This is a genomic window from Acidovorax sp. Root219, assembly GCF_001428665.1.
Lineage (GTDB): Bacteria > Pseudomonadota > Gammaproteobacteria > Burkholderiales > Burkholderiaceae_C > Acidovorax.
On the sequence record NZ_LMIJ01000010.1, the window covers coordinates 33,823 to 49,788 of the forward strand.

The following is a 15,966-nucleotide window of genomic DNA, read 5'->3' on the forward strand; positions in this document are numbered from 1 at the left end:
GCGAAAGATTCTCAGCCTCTCAGTTCTTGCGCGGCATGTCCAGCGTGAGCATGGCCGGGCCGCCCACATCGGCACCCAGTTGCGCCTGGCGCGGGCCGAGGGACTGCAAGACCATGCCGGAGTCCACCAGGGTGCCCACGCGGAAGGTTTTGGGCGGCTTGCCGTCTACCGCGATCAGCGCGGCACCGCCTCCACTCTGGCGCCCGGACAGCACGCCAATCAGGGCAAAGCGGCTGGCCAGCGAGGCCACTGGCGCCGCCACGGCGGCCACCGCGCCGGCCGGCACGGCGCCCAGCACCCGGGCGACCGCCTGGGCATCGGGCACCGCCGACATGGAGGCCATCGCCGGAACGGCTTGCGCGACCGGCCGGTTCGACAGGCGCAGGCCCCAATAGGCCACGCTGGCGCCCGCGGCGACCCAGAACGCCAGAGTCCCCAGGCGCACGCCCCATTTGCTGTATGAATTGGTCACCATGCGGGGATTATGATTCACCCGATACGACCCTAGCGAGACCGCCTGCAGTGAACACTCTTTCTTTCCTGTCTTCCTCCGCCTCCCTGGGCTCCGCACGCCGCAGCCTGGCCCGGGGTTTCACCCTGATCGAGCTGATGGTGGTGGTGGTCATCATCGGCGTGCTGGCCGCGCTGATCGTGCCCAACGTGCTCGACCGCGCCGACGACGCGCGCAGCACTGCCGCCAAGACGGACATCACCAACATCATGCAGGCGCTCAAGCTGTACCGGCTGGACAACCAGCGCTACCCCACGCCCGAGCAGGGCCTGCAGGCGCTGGTGGCCAAGCCCACGTCCGGCCCGGTTCCCGGCAACTGGAAGCTGTACCTCGAAAAGCTCAACAACGACCCCTGGGGCCGCCCTTACCAGTACCTGAACCCCGGCATCAAGGGCGAGATCGATGTGATGTCCTTCGGTGCCGATGGGCAGTCGGGCGGCGAAGGCAAGGATGCCGATATCGGCAGCTGGCAGTAAGGATGTTGGCCCCCACGGTCGCGCACTGCGTGTCGCTCCCTGCCCCCCAGGGGGGCCGGGCCTTGCTTGGGGCGGCCCGGCGCAAGGCCGGTGCCCCCACGCTCCCGCACTTCGTGTCGTCGCTGCCCCCCGAGGGGGCCGGGCCTTGCTTGGGGCGGCCCGGCGCTGCGGCCGGCCGCCCTCGGCTGGTGCTGTGACCGTTGCAACGGCGCCCCATGCACACCGTTGACGCCTGCGATGATGCTGCGAGCACTGTGTGCCCGGCATTCCAAACACCCATGACACGCCGTGCACGTGGATTCACGATGCTCGAATTGCTGGTGGTCATCAGCATCATGGCGCTGGCGACGGCGGGTATTTCGCTGGCGCTGCGCGACAACGGGCAGACGCAGCTCGAGCGCGAGGCGGCGCGGCTGGCTGCCCTGCTCGAATCGGGGCGGGCGCAGTCGCGGGCCAGTGGCGTGCCGGTGCGCTGGCGCGGCGGGCCGCAGGGTTTCAATTTCGAGGGGCTGCCGCCCGAGGCGCTGCCGCACCAGTGGCTGGCCACCGGCACCCTGGTGCGCGGCAATGCCATCCTGCTGCTCGGGCCCGAGCCGGTGATCGGGGCGCAGCAGGTGCTGCTCACGCACCAGGACCACCCCGACCAGGCCCTGCGCGTGGTGACGGACGGGCTGCGGCCTTTCAGTGTGGAGTCGGTGCAATGACCCGCACTCCCATGAACACGCACCAGCAGGGGTTCACGCTGGTGGAGGTGCTGGTGGCCCTGAGCATCGTGGCGATTGCGCTGATGGCGGGGCTGCAGTCCACGAATGCCCTCACGCGCAATGCGCTGCGCCAGTCCGACATCGTGCTGGCACAGCTGTGCGCCGAGAACGAACTGGTGCGCACGCGCCTGTCGCGCCAGATGCCCAGCGTGGGTGACAGCACCCAGCCCTGCGAGCAGGCGGGCCGGCGCTTTGACGTGCGCCTGATCGTGCGGCCCACGCCCAACCCGAGCTTTCGGCGGGTGGATGCGCAGGTGCTCGACGGCGAAAACTCCGTCCTGCGCATATCGACCATCCTGGGGCGCTATTGACCATGCGCTCCAGGCCCATGACCCACCCTGCGCGCCTCTCTGTGCCACCAGGCCGCGAGCGCAGCCCGTTGCCGGCGGCATCGGGCGGCTTCACGCTGATCGAACTGCTGGTCGCCATTGCGCTGATGTCCATCCTGGCCATCATGAGCTGGCGCGGCATCGACGGCATGGTGCGCGCGCAGGAGCAGACGCGCCTGCGCGCCGATGAGATGCTGGTGATCCAGTCGGCCCTGGGGCAGTGGGGCGCCGACCTCGACGCCATCCTGCCGCTGGCCAGCACCACCCCGATGGACTGGGACGGGCAGGTGCTGCGCATCACGCGCCGCACCACGGCCGTGCCCGACGAAGGCGCGCTGGTGGTGGCCTGGACCCGGCGTGATGCGCCGGGCGTGGAGGGCGGCGGCCAGTGGGTGCGCTGGCAGTCCCCGCCCGTGCGCAACCGAACCGAATGGCAGCAGGCCTGGCAACAGGCCGAGCAGTGGGCGCGCACGCCCGACGAACAGGCCCGGCGCTACGAGATCAGCCTGGTGCCCATCACCAACTGGCAGCTGTTCTATTTCCGCGGCGGCGCCTGGTCCAACCCGCTGTCGAGCGCCGGGCAGACCGCAGGCACCCCGGCCTCCACCTTGCCCGATGGGGTGCGGCTGCAGATCACGCTGTCACCCGGCCAGGCACTGAGCGGCGCCATCGTGCGCGACTGGGTCAACCCGACACTGGGTGGGGGACGCACCTGATGCGCCGCGCACCGAACATCCGGCAACGGCGAACGCTGGCCCAGCGCGGCGCGGCGCTGCTCGCGGCCATGCTCACAGTGACGCTGGTGGCCACGTTTGCCGCCGCCTCCCTGTGGCAGCAGTGGCGCGCCATCGAGGTCGAGACCGCCGAGCGCGCCCGCGTGCAGGCCGCCTGGATACTGGTGGGGGCGCTGGACTGGTCGCGCCTGATCCTGCGCGAAGACGGCCGAGCCGGCGGTGCCGACCACCTGGCCGAGCCCTGGGCGGTGCCGCTGCAGGAAGCCCGGCTGTCCAGCTTCCTCGCGGCCGAGCGCGGCGTGGCGCAGGTGGAAGACGCCAGCACCGACACCACCGATGCCTTTCTCTCGGGGCAGATCACCGACCTGCAGTCGCGCCTGAACATCACCAGCCTGGCCGAAGGTGGGCAGGTGCAGGCCGGGGCCTTGAAGCAGTTCACCCGGCTGTTCGAGCGGCTGGGGCTGCCCTCGCAGGAGCTGGCGCTGCTGCTGGAAAACCTGCGCAAGGCCCAGGCCCGCACGGGGGCCGATGGCAGCGCCCCGCTCATGCCGCAGACAGTATCTCAGCTGGGCTGGCTGGGGCTGTCGCCGCCCACCGTGGCGGCGTTGCTGCCGCATGTCACCATCCTGCCGGTGCGCACACCGGTCAACCTCAACACGGCGGGCATCGACGTGGTCTGGGCCAGCATCGACGGGCTGGACATGGCCGGTGCCCAGAAGCTGGTGCAGGCCCGCGAATCGAAACATTTCCGCTCCATGGCCGAAGTGGTCGAGGTGCTGGGCAAGGTCCCGTTCGACACCAATGACCTGGCCATCGCCTCGGCCTATTTCGAGGTACGGGGCCGGCTGCGCATGGACAACACCACTGTGGACGAGCGCTCCCTGGTCCGCAAGCTGGGCCTGGAAGTGACGACGCTGTGGCGGGAACGCGGCGCTTTCGACCGGGACACTGCCGCCCCGGCGCAACAGGGCCTGCGCTGAATGCGCGCAGCCCTCCCAGCACACCCTAAAATGGCCCGCACTACCCGCCCATGAGCACGCTGATACTTTCCCTGCCGCCCTCCCTTCCGGGGATATCGACCCAGTACGGCTATACGCTGACTGCGGACGGGCACACCGCACAGCGCCACGCGCTCACCGAGGCCGCCCTGCTGCCCGAGACCGCGCGCCCCGGCGAGGTCGTGGCCGTGGTGCCGATAGAGGCGCTGTCCTGGCAAAAGGTGCAGTTGCCGCCCGGACTGCCCCTGGGGGCCAGCCAGCAGACGCCGCGCCTGCGCTCGGTGCTGGACGGCCTGCTCGAAGACCGCCTGCTCGACGACACGGCCCAGCTGCACTTTGCGCTGCAACCGGGCGCCCAGGCCGGCGTGCCGGTGTGGGTGGCCGTGTGCGACCGCGCCTGGCTGCGCGCCCACCTGCAGGCCCTGGAGGCCGCAGGCCGGCGCGTGTCCCGCGTGGTGCCCGAGTTCGCGCCCGGCCCCACGGCCAGTGGCGGCCCCGAGGTGTCGGCCATCGGCACGGCGGACGACCCCCAGTTGATCCTGTGCGGGCTGGGCGCCGACCAGGGGATTTCGGTGCTGCCCCTGACGCCGGCCACGCTGGCCTTGGCAGGCCTTGGCGCTGCCGGCAGCGATGCGCCCCCCGCCCCCTTGCGCGCCGACCCGGCCGTGGCGGAACTGGCCGAACGCGCCCTGGGCCACCCGGTGGACCTGCACACGGCCAGCGCCCGCGCCCTGGACGCCGCCCGCGGCGACTGGGACCTGGCGCAGTTCGACCTGTCCAGCACCAGCCGTTCGCGCGCCCTGCGCAAGGCCGGCGGCGTGCTGAGCGCCCTGCTGTACGCCCCCCAGTGGCGCGCAGCGCGCTGGGCGCTGGGCGTGCTCGTACTGGCGCACCTGGCGGGCCTGAACGTCTGGGCCTGGCAGGAGAGGCAGGCCTTGGCCGCCAAACAGACCAGCCTGCGCAGCACCTTCACGCAGACCTTCCCGCAGGTGCAGGCCGTGATCGCCCCCCTGGAGCAGATGGAACGCGAGATGGCGCTGCTGCGCCAGGCGTCCGGCAGCTTCTCGCCGCGCGACCTGGAGCCCATGATGGCCGCTGCCGGCAGCGTGCTGCCCGATGGCCGCATCCCTACCGGCCTGGAATTCACCACCGGCGAGCTGCGCCTGCGCGGCCTGCCGCTTGCACCCCAAGAGGAACCCGTGCTCACCACCCGACTGCGGGCTGCCGGCTACACCGGCCGCCTGGACGATGGCAGCCTGGTGCTGCGTGCGGAGACCGCCCCATGAGCCAGCTCGCCCCCTTGAAAACCCAATGGCAGGCCATGGCCCCGCGCGAACAGAACTTCGTGCTGGGTGCTGCCGCCCTGGTGGGCCTGGCCCTGGTGTGGTGGGTGGCCATTTCACCGGCCCTGCAGACCTTGCGCACCGCCCCCAAGCGCCACGCCGAACTGGACACGCAGCTGCAGCGCATGCGCAGCCTGCAGGCCGAGGCTCAGCAGTTGCAGGCCGCACCGCGCAACAGCACGGGCGACCCTACCGGCGCCCTGCGCAACGGCCTGACCCAGCGCATGGGCACAGCCGCCCAGCTCAACGTGACCGGCGACCGTGCCACCGTGACGCTCAAGGCCGCCCCTGCCGATGCCCTGGCGCAGTGGCTGGCCCTGGCGCGCAGCAATGCCCGAGCCGTGCCCATCGAGGCGCGCCTGACCCGCACTGCCAACCCGACCACGCCCGCAACGACAACAGGCAATGCCCGCCCGGCCCCGCAAGGCCCCGCCGCGGCGCCGGCCTTACCGGCACTGGGAGCGGGGGCCGTGCCCTCAGGCTCGCTGATGCCGCCGATTCCCGGCAACATGCCCGCCATGGGCGCCAACCCCGTACAGGGCAACGCACCTGAGGGCTCTGCCCCCGGGACCCCGCGCTGGGACGGCACGCTGGTGCTGGCCCTGCCTGCACGGTGACCCCCACGGAACGCCCCGTGTCCCCCACCCGCAGCACACGCACCTCCTCGCGCACCACCGGTGCCGTACCGCGCTCGCCCTGGGGCTGGGCGGTGGGCGGCGCCCTGGCCGGCCTGCTGCCTGCGCTGGTGGTCTTTGCCCCGGCGCAATGGCTGGCGCAGGGCCTGGCCCGGGCCACGGGTGGGCAACTGCTGCTGTCGGAAGCGCGTGGCACGGTCTGGAGTGGCTCTGCTCAATTGGTCCTGACCGGCGGCACCGCCAGCCAGGACCGCACGGCGCTGCCCGGGCGCCTGCAATGGACATTGCGCCCCACCCTGAATGGCGTGCGCGCACAGGTGCAGGCCCCCTGCTGCACCGCGCAGCCGCTGCAGGCGCGGCTGGCGCTGGGCCTCTCGCAACTGCGCCTGACGGTGGGCGATGGCCAGAGCAACTGGCCCGCCGCATTGCTCTCGGGCCTGGGCACTCCCTGGAACACGCTGCAGCCGCAAGGCCAGCTGGTGCTGCAGACCCAGGGGCTGCAAGCCGCCTGGCAGGCCGGCCGCATGGTGCTGGACGGCAAGGTGCAGCTCGATGCGCTGGACATGTCCTCGCGCCTGTCCACCCTGCGCCCCATGGGCAGCTACCGGCTGGCCGTGCAGGGTGGCGAGGTGCCCATCCTGACCTTGACCACCCTGAGCGGCCACCTGCAATTGAGCGGCACCGGCCAATGGGTAGGCCAGCGCCTGCGCTTTGCGGGCGAGGCCAGTGCAGCGCCCGACCGCGAAGCGGCGCTCACCAATCTTCTGAACATCATCGGACGGCGCAACGGCGCGCGCTCCCTCATCACCGTGGGTTGACCCTATGACGACTTCCGCATCCTCCCTTTCGCCGCACCTGCAATGCGCCGTCAGCTCGATCACCCTGGCCGCCATGCTGCTCACCAGCAGCCCGCTGGCGCTGGCGCAGACAGCCGTTGGCACGGGCACCAGCAGCGTGCGCGGGAACGAACCCGTCACGCTGAACTTCGCCAACGCCGAGATCGAGGCCGTGGCCCGCACCATGGCCACCATCACCGGGCGCAACGTGGTGGTCGACCCGCGCGTGAAGGGCCAGCTCACGTTGATCACCGAGCGCGCAGTGCCCCCCTCGGCCGCGTTCCAGCAGTTCCTGGCCGCACTGCGCCTGCAGGGCTTCACGGTGGTTGAATCGGCCGGCCTGTACAAGGTGGTGCCCGAGGCCGACGCCAAGCTGCAAAGCGGCAGCGTGGGCGTGAGCGAGTCGGGCTCTGCGCGCGGCACGCCCGGCGGCGGGCAGATCGTGACGCAGATCTTCAAGCTCAATTACGAAAATGCGGGCAACCTGGTGCCGGTGCTGCGCCCGCTGATCAGCCCCAACAACACCATCAACGTGAACCCCGGCAACAACTCGCTGGTGATCACCGACTACGCCGACAACCTGCAACGCCTGGGCCGCATCATCGCGGCGATGGACGTCTCCAACGCCAGCGATGTGGAGATCATCCCGCTGCGCAACGCCCTGGCGGTCGACCTCGCACCCCTGGTGGCACGCCTCATCGATGGCGGCAGTGGCGCCGCCCCCGCCGCTGCCCAGGGCCAGGCGGATACCTCGTTCAAGACCACGCTGCTGGCCGAGCCGCGCAGCAATTCGCTGATCCTGCGTGCGGCCAACCCTGCACGGGTGGCCATGGTGCGTGCCCTCGTCGACAAGCTCGACCAGCCCCCGGTGCCGGGCAGCAGCGCCTCCACGGGCAACATCCATGTGGTCTACCTCAAGAACGCCGATGCCACCAAGCTCGCCACCACCCTGCGCGCGGCCATGGCCAGCATGGGCGGCAACGCCAGCGGAGGGGCCAGCGCCAGTACGCCGGCGATTTCCGGTGGGGGTGCACCGTCCAGCTCACTGTCGGGTGGCGGCAGCAACAGCGGCGGCCTGAGCGGCGGCTCCAACAGCAGCAGCAACAGCAGCCTCGGCGGGCTGGGCAGCAGTTCCGGCATGGGCGCCGGCTCGGGCATGGGCAGCGCCAACAGCAACCAGCCCTCCACCGGCGGCCAGATCCAGGCCGACCCGACCACCAACTCGCTGATCATCACGGCGCCCGAGCCGCTGTTCCGCCAACTGCGCGCAGTGATCGACCAACTCGACGGTCGACGGGCCCAGGTGCTGGTGGAAAGCATGATCGTAGAGGTCTCGGCTACCAAGCTGGCGGAGTTCGGCATCCAGTGGCAAGGGGTTTTGGGCAAGCAGGGCGATGGCACCGTCGGCGTCATCGGCACCAATTCGGTCCAAGGTGGAGGTGCGAACATCCTGAATGTCACAGGAGCACTGGCCAGTGGAAGCACCAGCGCCATCACCTCGGCAGCCAGCACGCTGAGCAAGGGCCTGAACCTGGCCCTTGCACCGCGCATCAATGGCCAGTACTACCTGGGCGCCCTGGCCAACTTCCTGCAGAACAGCGGTGATGCCAATGTGCTGTCCACCCCCAACCTGATGACGCTGGACAACGAGGAAGCGCGCATCGTGATCGGCAACAACGTGCCCTTCCCGACCGGCTCGTATGCCAACACCGGCGGCAGCAACACGGTGAACCCCTTCACCACGGTGGAGCGCAAGGACGTGGGCCTGATGCTCAAGGTGCGCCCGCAGATCAGCGAGAACGGCACCGTGAAGATGTCGATCTACCAGGAGGTCTCCAAGATCGACCGCGCGACCCTCTCTGACGTGAACGGCCCCACGACGAGCAAGCGCTCCATCGAGTCGAACGTGGTGGTGGACGATGGCAACATCATCGTTCTCGGCGGTCTGCTCGAAGACAGCTACTCCCAGGGCGAGGACAAGGTGCCGGTGATGGGCGATCTGCCTCTGGTTGGCGGCCTGTTCCGCAGCGAAAACCGCACGCGCAACAAGACCAACCTGATGGTCTTCCTGCGCCCCGTGGTGGTGCGCGATGCGGCCACCAGCGAAGCCCTGATGGCAGACCGCTACGACGCGATCCGCGGGCTGCAGCAGGTGACGCAACCCGCGTCGAGCCTGCCGCTGCGGTCGATATCGGGCGCTCCTGTCTTGCCGGAACTGCCCCAGCGTAGCGCCCCGGCAACGCGCTTGCAGCCTGCCCCCCTGCAGGACCTGGTGACGCCTGTTCAACCAGCACCCCAGTTGACGCCTTCGGGCGTGCCCATCAGTGAAGCCCCGGCGCCCGCTGCGGCCACTGCACCGACCTACTACGTGCGTGCCGGCGTGTTCGGCGATGACTCGGCCTCGCAGGCTGCACTGGCCAGGCTGCGCAATTCGGCGCTCCCCATCTCGGAGCAGCCGGTGGACACCAGCCAGGGCCCCCGCACCAGCGTGCGTGTAGGCCCGTACCATAACCCGGCCTCGGCCGACTCCGCTGCCGCGATGGTGCGCGAGCTCGCGCCCGCCGCCACGGTGACCCGCCAGACGCTCTGACCCATGCGCCACCCCCTGCCCTACGCGTTTGCCCGCACCTCGCAGCTGCTGCTGGAGGACGATGGCCAGCAGCTCGTGCTGTGGCACGGCCCTGCACCCGACGTGACCGCGCTGTCGGAAGTGATGCGCAAGCACAAGATCCGCCACCTGCAGTCGCTGGCGGCCCCGGCCCTGGCCCAGCGCATCAGCGCAGCCTATGCCCAGGGCGAGTCGAGCGCTGCCACCGTGGTGAGCGAAGTCGAGTCCGACGCCGACCTGTCGCGCATGATGCAGGACCTGCCGGCGGTGGAAGATCTGCTGGAAACGGCCGACGACGCGCCCATCATCCGCATGCTCAACGCCCTGCTCACGCAAGCCGCGCGCGACGGCGCGAGCGACATCCACATCGAGCCCTACGAGCGGCATTCGAGCGTGCGCTTTCGCGTCGACGGCTCTCTGCGCGAAGTGGTGCAGCCCAACCGCGCCCTGCACGCCGCACTGATCTCGCGCCTGAAGATCATGGCCGACCTCGACATTTCGGAAAAGCGCCTGCCGCAGGACGGGCGCATCAGCCTGCGCCTGGGCACGCGCGCCATCGACGTGCGCGTCTCCACCCTGCCCAGCGCCCATGGCGAGCGCGCCGTGCTGCGCCTTCTGGACAAGAGCGAGAGCAAGCTCAGCCTGGAAGCCGTGGGCATGCAGGGCGACACGCTGCGCCGCTTCGAGGGCCTGATTGCCCAGCCGCACGGCATCATCCTCGTGACCGGGCCCACAGGCTCGGGCAAGACGACCACGCTGTACGCCGGCCTGGGGCGGCTCGATGCCACGCGCAACAACATCATGACGGTGGAAGACCCCATCGAGTACGAGCTGCCCGGCGTGGGCCAGACCCAGGTCAACAGCAAGATCGAGCTGACCTTCGCCAAGGCCCTGCGCGCCATTTTGCGCCAGGACCCGGACATCATCATGATCGGCGAAATCCGCGATTTCGAGACCGCGCAGATCGCCATCCAGGCCTCGCTCACGGGCCACCTGGTGCTGGCCACGCTGCACACCAACGACGCGGCCAGCGCCGTGACGCGCCTGACCGACATGGGCGTGGAGCCCTTCCTGCTGTCGTCCTCATTGCTCGGCGTGCTGGCCCAGCGGCTGGTGCGCAAGTACTGCAGCCACTGCCAGGGTGCCGGCTGCGAGCACTGCGGCCAGACCGGCTACACCGGCCGTACCGGCCTGTTCGAGCTGCTGGTGACCAACGACGCCATCCGCGCGCAGATCCACAACCAGGCCTCCGAGGCGGACATCCGCACGGCGGCCCTCGCAGGCGGCATGGCGCTGATGCGCGAAGACGGCGAGCGCCTCATTGCCGCCGGCATCACCAGCCGCGAGGAAGTGCTGCGCGTCACAAGGGATTAGCAGACCTTCGCAACGCAAGCCCAAGCGCCCCAAGAAAAAAGCCCCCGTCACCAACCGGCGACAGGGGCTTTTTGCTGGGTGCAGCCGGGGATAGCCGGCAGACCGTCAGCGGATCTGCAATGCCTGCTTGGGCGCGCGCACCGGAACGGCAGGCCGCTGGGCCGGCGCAGGGATGCCCTGGCGTGGGGTCGGCATGCTGCCGCCCGCACCCGGGCTGGCGGCCCTGGCTCCCGGCTGCAGCTTGAACTGGCTCACGGCCTGGGTCAGTTGCAGGGCCTGCTCACGCAGGGATTCGGAGGCCGCAGTGGACTGCTCGACCAGCGCGGCGTTCTGCTGCGTCATGTTGTCCAGCTGGCTCACCGACTGGCTGATGTGGCCCACGTTGTCGCGCTGCTCGGCGGACGATGCCGTGATCTCGCTGATGATGTCCGAGACGCGGCGCACGCTGCCCACGATCTCGTTCATGGTCGCTCCCGCCTGGCTCACCAGGCGCGAGCCGTCTTCCACACGCTCCACCGAGGAGCCGATCAGGCCCTTGATCTCCTTGGCAGCCGCTGCCGAGCGCTGGGCCAGGCTGCGCACCTCGCTGGCCACCACGGCAAAGCCCCGGCCTTGCTCTCCGGCACGGGCGGCTTCCACCGCCGCATTGAGGGCCAGGATGTTGGTCTGGAAGGCAATGCCGTCGATGACGCCAGTGATGTCGGCGATCTTGCGCGAGCTGGTGGTGATTTGGTCCATGGTGGTCACCACCTGGGAGACCACCACACCGCCACGCCCGGCCACCTCGGCGGCCGACGAGGCGAAGTCGCTGGCCTGGCGCGAGGACTGGGCGCTCTGGCCGATGGTGCTGGTGAGCAGCTCCATCGACGAAGCGGCCTCTTCGAGGTTGGCGGCCGTCTGTTCGGTGCGGTGGCTCAGGTCGTGGTTGCCCGAGGCGATCTCGGTGCTGGCCGTGGAGATGTTGCTGGCCGCCTCCTGCACCTGCTGGACCAGGCCACGCAAGGCGTCCTGCATGCGTGCCATGGAGGCCACGAGCTGGCCCACCTCGTCCTGCGAAGTCACCTGCACGTCCTGCGACAGGTCACCGCCGGCAATGCGCTCGGCCAGTTCGCTGGCCTGCGCGATCGAGCGGGTGATGGAGCGCACACTGAAGAAGGTCAGCGGGATGAGCACGGCCAGGGCCAGCACCAGCACGATGCCGATCAGGCCGGACATGGTGGTGGTCAGCGTGTTCACGCCCTCGCGCGCCTCGTCCATCTTGGTGCGTGCCGTCACGGAGAGGTCGGACAGCAGCTTGTCGGTGGCCTCCATGTGCTTCTTGAGGCGGTCGGCATAGGCACCGCCCACGGCGCCATCGATCTGGGCGCGCTCGATCTGCTCGAACACGGGAGAGATGCCGGCCTCGTATTCCTTGACCTCGGCCAGGGACTTGTCGATGGACTCGACGAAGGCCGTATCGCCCGACTGCACCTGGCGCACATCGGCCATGCCCTTGTTCAGCGCGGTGAGCGATTTCTTCCAGCTCTCACGCAGGGCCGCGACCTCGACGGAGTTGTTGAAGCTGATGATGATGTCTTTTTCGGACCGGCGCAGGTCACCCAGGGTGGTGCGCAGCTCGGCCACATCGGTCAGGGTCTGCACCCGCTGGGAGAACAGCTGGTCCAGGGTGCTGCGGGTGCGCTCCAGCGCCAGATACCCCATGGCACCGATGACCACGAGCAGAACCAGGGAGAAAATCGTGCCGAAATAAAGACGTGCGCGGATGGAAAGACGGCTGAGCAGGTTCATCGCTCTTCCTTACATTTTTTGACAACTCAAGCATAGCAACTTTGGTGCCATAGGGTGACTTGTCCCTACGGAGCGTGTGTGGGCGCGACTGTATGCGCCCCGCACGCTCCACCCCAGAGGGTATGTACCGCCCCCCTGCCCCCAGCAGCCAAACTGCGGGGGCAGTAGCCACGCTTATTTCACCGGGTGGATGGGCACATACAACTCGCCACCGCCGCGCTGGAATTCCACGGCCTTGGCTTCCATGCCATTTGAGAGCGCTTCGCTCTCTGCCAGGCCCTTCTGCGCCGCGAATTCGCGCACTTCCTGGGTAATCTTCATCGAGCAGAACTTGGGCCCGCACATGGAGCAGAAATGCGCCACCTTGGCACTGTCCTTGGGCAGGGTTTCGTCGTGGTATTCCTTGGCGGTCTCGGGGTCCAGGCCCAGGTTGAACTGGTCCTGCCAGCGAAAATCGAAGCGCGCCTGGCTCAGGGCATCGTCGCGCGCGCGCGATCCCGGGTGCCCCTTGGCCACGTCGGCCGCATGCGCCGCGATCTTGTAGGCAATGATGCCCTGCTTGACGTCGTCGCGGTCAGGCAGGCCCAGGTGCTCCTTGGGTGTCACGTAGCACAGCATGGCCGTGCCCATCCAGCCGATCATGGCGGCGCCGATGGCCGAGGCGATGTGGTCGTAGCCGGGGGCGATGTCGATGGTCAGCGGGCCCAGGGTGTAGAACGGTGCCTCATGGCAAGTCTTGAGCTGCTCGGTCATGTTGGCCTGGATCATGTGCATGGGCACGTGGCCCGGGCCTTCGATCATGGTCTGCACGTCGTGCTTCCAGGCCACCTGGGTCAACTCGCCCAGGGTGTGCAGCTCGGCAAACTGCGCCTCATCGTTGGCGTCCGATGCACAGCCGGGGCGCAGACCGTCGCCCAGGCTGAAGGACACGTCGTAGGCCTTCATGATGTCGCAGATGTCTTCAAAATGCTCGTACAGGAAGCTCTCGCGGTGGTGCGCCATGCACCACTTGGCCATGATGGAGCCGCCGCGCGAGACGATGCCCGTGCGCCGCGCCGCCGTGAGGTGGATGTAGGCCAGGCGCACGCCGGCATGGATGGTGAAGTAATCCACGCCCTGCTCGGCCTGTTCGATCAGCGTGTCGCGGAAGATCGCCCAGGTCAGGTCTTCGGCCACGCCGCCGACCTTCTCGAGTGCTTGGTAGATGGGTACGGTGCCGATGGGCACCGGGCTGTTGCGCACGATCCAGTCGCGCGTGGTGTGGATGTTCTTGCCGGTGGACAGGTCCATCACGTTGTCGGCCCCCCAGCGGATGGCCCAGACGAGCTTTTCGACCTCCTCCTCGATGCTGGAGGTGACGGCCGAGTTGCCGATGTTGGCGTTGATCTTGACCAGGAAATTGCGCCCGATGGCCATGGGCTCCACCTCGGGGTGGTTGACGTTGGCAGGGATGATGGCGCGCCCGCGCGCCACTTCGTCGCGCACGAACTCGGGCGTGATGGTGCGCGGGATGCTCGCGCCCATGGGGTTGCCCGCCAGGCGCTGCTCGCGCCCGGCATCGGCCAGGTACTGCGCCATCCACTCGCGCTTGCCGTTCTCGCGGATGGCCACGTACTCCATCTCGGGGGTGACGATGCCTTGGCGCGCGTAGTGCATCTGCGTCACGTTGGCACCGCTGCGCGCGCGCAGGGGCTTGCGCTGCAGCGCGGCCGCTTCGGCGCGCAGCTGGGCCAGGCGCACGGCGTCCTCGCTCTTCTGGCCGTCGTCCAGCGCCAGAGGCGCGCGGCCCTCGTAGTGCTCCACGTCGCCACGGCCGGTGATCCAGCCGCCGCGCACACTGGCCAGGCCGCGGCGCACGTCGATCACGGCGTCGGGATCGGTGTAGGGGCCCGAGGTGTCGTAGACGCTGACCTGCTCGCCGTTGGTCAGTGCGATGTCGCGCACGGGCACGCGCAGGTCGGCATGCAGGTGGCCTGGCAGGTAGGCCTTGCGCGAGGCCGGGAACGGCTCGCGCGTGGCGGCCAGCAGCTCGGCGAATTTTTCACGGGCGAGGGGATCGGGTGCATTCATGGGGCGGGTCTCCAGTTCCGGTGGCAAAGGGAATTGCTCCGGAATGGACCTGCGCCCCGTACACGCGCCATGGCGCATGTACAGCCCACCCTGCGGGCCAGCAGAGGCGCGCACGGGCATGGAGGTCGGCTCTTCTTCCGCCGGTATGAACCGGATCAAGTTCGTCGGGTTCGCAGGCAGCCTGATTGTTGGTCAGGCCCCATGCATCTCAGCGCTTTCGCACACCCCGGAGCAGGCGCCAGTATATCGATACCGGCCTGCGTTGTTTCTACGGATTTGCATTCGATCGTATGACTAGGCGGGAGCCGCAGACAGTGCTGTAGCACGGCAAGGCGAACCAACGACGTTAGACGGTTGAAGGCAAATCCGTATCAGATGCGCCCGATGATCGCCACGGCGAAGAAGAACACAGCTGCGATGACGGTCCACTTGAGCACCACCAGGCCCCAGCGCTTGTAATGGGGCTGACCGGTGCCCGCGTAGAACGCGAACGATACGGCGGCTGCCAGCAGCAGCGCCATGACGGCCCAGCGAAAGAGCACCATGGCGGGTGCTTACCAGGCGCGCGCCGGCTGCGCAAAGCCGCGCGGTGCCTGGCGCTCATCCTCGAAGGTAACCTCTTCCCAGGCATCGGGCTGGGACAGCAGTTCGCGCAGCAGCAGGTTGTTCATCGCATGGCCCGAGCGGAAGGCGCTGTAGGCCGCCAGCAGAGGCTTGCCGATGATGTACAGGTCGCCCATGGCGTCGAGGATCTTGTGCTTGACGAACTCGTCGTCGTAGCGCAGCCCATCGCTGTTGAGCACCTTGTAGTCGTCCATCACGATGGCGTTGTCCAGCCCGCCGCCCAGGGCCAGGCCGTTGGAGCGCATCATCTCCACATCGCGCGTGAAACCGAAGGTGCGTGCGCGTGCGATGTCGCGGCTGTAGTTGCCCTCGCCCAGGTCGAACTCCACACGCTGGCCAGTAGAGTCCACCGCAGGGTGGTCGAAATCGATCTCGAAGCTCAGCTTGTAGCCATGGTAGGGCACGAGGCGCGCCCACTTGGCCTGGGCACCACTGCCCTCGCGCACCTCCACCGGGCGCTTGACGCGGATGAAGCGCTTGGGGGCTTTCTGCAGCTCGATCCCCGCGCTTTGCAGCAGGAACACGAAGGAGGACGACGACCCGTCGAGGATGGGCACCTCTTCAGCCGTGATGTCCACGTACAGGTTATCGAGCCCCAGGCCGGCGCACGCCGACATGAGATGCTCCACGGTATGCACCTTGGCACTGCCGACCCCGATGGTGGAGGCCAGGCGCGTGTCCGTCACCGCGTCGGCCCGGATCGGGATGTCCACGGGCTGGGGCAGATCGACCCGGCGGAACACGATGCCGGTGTCGGGCTGCGCAGGCCGCAGGGTCAGCTCGACCCTCTGGCCACTGTGCAGCCCCACGCCGACGGCGCGGGTCAAGGTCTTGAGGGTGCGTTGCTGGAGCATTCTCGCATTGTAAAAGGGCGGG

General features: G+C 68.8%; 15 protein-coding genes and 1 riboswitch. Of the genes, 10 read left to right on the forward strand and 5 right to left on the reverse strand.

The window, feature by feature from the left end; genetic code table 11:
* Positions 1 to 19: 19 nt before the first annotated feature.
* The gene (locus ASE28_RS08555) at positions 20 to 475 is read right to left on the reverse strand and encodes a type II secretion system protein N (protein WP_057266225.1); all 456 of its coding nucleotides are present in this window, start codon (positions 473 to 475) and stop codon (positions 20 to 22) included.
* 47 nt (positions 476 to 522) lie between these two features.
* Between ASE28_RS08555 and gspG the strand changes: the two genes are divergently transcribed.
* The 10 genes from gspG to ASE28_RS08610 all read left to right on the forward strand — a co-directional run bounded on the left by gspG (position 523) and on the right by ASE28_RS08610 (position 10,608).
* Positions 523 to 987, forward strand: a complete 465-nt coding sequence (gene gspG, locus ASE28_RS08560; protein ID WP_057200181.1) for a type II secretion system major pseudopilin GspG — start codon at positions 523 to 525, stop codon at positions 985 to 987.
* A gap of 278 nt (positions 988 to 1,265) precedes the next feature.
* Positions 1,266 to 1,691, forward strand: a complete 426-nt coding sequence (locus tag ASE28_RS08570; RefSeq protein WP_057200179.1) for a prepilin-type N-terminal cleavage/methylation domain-containing protein — start codon at positions 1,266 to 1,268, stop codon at positions 1,689 to 1,691.
* Positions 1,688 to 2,062, forward strand: a complete 375-nt coding sequence (gspI, locus tag ASE28_RS08575) for a type II secretion system minor pseudopilin GspI (protein ID WP_235514243.1) — start codon at positions 1,688 to 1,690, stop codon at positions 2,060 to 2,062. Before ASE28_RS08570 ends, gspI begins: the two co-directional genes overlap by 4 nt.
* A 17-nt stretch (positions 2,063 to 2,079) precedes the next feature.
* On the forward strand, positions 2,080 to 2,796 hold the full coding sequence (locus tag ASE28_RS08580) for a prepilin-type N-terminal cleavage/methylation domain-containing protein (protein ID WP_082607994.1): 717 nt from the start codon (positions 2,080 to 2,082) through the stop codon (positions 2,794 to 2,796).
* Positions 2,796 to 3,794 (forward strand): type II secretion system minor pseudopilin GspK, encoded by a 999-nt coding sequence (gene gspK, locus ASE28_RS08585; RefSeq protein WP_057200177.1) that lies wholly within the window; start codon positions 2,796 to 2,798, stop codon positions 3,792 to 3,794. Before ASE28_RS08580 ends, gspK begins: the two co-directional genes overlap by 1 nt.
* 50 nt (positions 3,795 to 3,844) lie before the next feature.
* Complete coding sequence (gene gspL / locus ASE28_RS08590; protein WP_057266227.1) at positions 3,845 to 5,098, forward strand: type II secretion system protein GspL; 1,254 nt, start codon at positions 3,845 to 3,847, stop codon at positions 5,096 to 5,098.
* Positions 5,095 to 5,772 carry a type II secretion system protein GspM gene (gspM, locus tag ASE28_RS08595; RefSeq protein ID WP_057266229.1) on the forward strand — a complete coding sequence of 226 codons (678 nt, stop codon included), beginning with the start codon at positions 5,095 to 5,097 and terminating at the stop codon, positions 5,770 to 5,772. Before gspL ends, gspM begins: the two co-directional genes overlap by 4 nt.
* 17 nt (positions 5,773 to 5,789) lie before the next feature.
* A complete protein-coding gene (gene gspN / locus ASE28_RS08600) occupies positions 5,790 to 6,608 on the forward strand; it encodes a type II secretion system protein N (RefSeq protein WP_057266564.1) in 819 nt (272 codons plus the stop codon).
* Positions 6,609 to 6,612: 4 nt separating this feature from the next.
* Positions 6,613 to 9,216 carry a type II secretion system secretin GspD gene (gene gspD / locus ASE28_RS08605; protein WP_162262240.1) on the forward strand — a complete coding sequence of 868 codons (2,604 nt, stop codon included), beginning with the start codon at positions 6,613 to 6,615 and terminating at the stop codon, positions 9,214 to 9,216.
* Positions 9,217 to 9,219: 3 nt separating this feature from the next.
* Positions 9,220 to 10,608, forward strand: a complete 1,389-nt coding sequence (locus ASE28_RS08610; RefSeq protein ID WP_057200174.1) for a GspE/PulE family protein — start codon at positions 9,220 to 9,222, stop codon at positions 10,606 to 10,608.
* A gap of 105 nt (positions 10,609 to 10,713) precedes the next feature.
* Here ASE28_RS08610 and ASE28_RS08615 read toward each other — a convergent pair whose 3' ends face one another.
* The 4 genes from ASE28_RS08615 to lpxC all read right to left on the reverse strand — a co-directional run bounded on the left by ASE28_RS08615 (position 10,714) and on the right by lpxC (position 15,944).
* Positions 10,714 to 12,396, reverse strand: a complete 1,683-nt coding sequence (locus tag ASE28_RS08615; protein WP_057266231.1) for a methyl-accepting chemotaxis protein — start codon at positions 12,394 to 12,396, stop codon at positions 10,714 to 10,716.
* A 174-nt stretch (positions 12,397 to 12,570) separates the two neighbouring features.
* Positions 12,571 to 14,466, reverse strand: coding sequence for a phosphomethylpyrimidine synthase ThiC (gene thiC, locus ASE28_RS08620; protein ID WP_057266233.1), 1,896 nt, complete (start codon positions 14,464 to 14,466; stop codon positions 12,571 to 12,573).
* A gap of 115 nt (positions 14,467 to 14,581) precedes the next feature.
* A riboswitch (TPP riboswitch) is annotated at positions 14,582 to 14,705 on the reverse strand.
* Positions 14,706 to 14,837: 132 nt separating this feature from the next.
* Complete coding sequence (locus ASE28_RS32585) at positions 14,838 to 15,011, reverse strand: hypothetical protein (protein ID WP_164470706.1); 174 nt, start codon at positions 15,009 to 15,011, stop codon at positions 14,838 to 14,840.
* A 9-nt stretch (positions 15,012 to 15,020) separates the two neighbouring features.
* The gene (lpxC, locus tag ASE28_RS08625) at positions 15,021 to 15,944 is read right to left on the reverse strand and encodes a UDP-3-O-acyl-N-acetylglucosamine deacetylase (protein WP_057266235.1); all 924 of its coding nucleotides are present in this window, start codon (positions 15,942 to 15,944) and stop codon (positions 15,021 to 15,023) included.
* Positions 15,945 to 15,966: the final 22 nt, after the last annotated feature.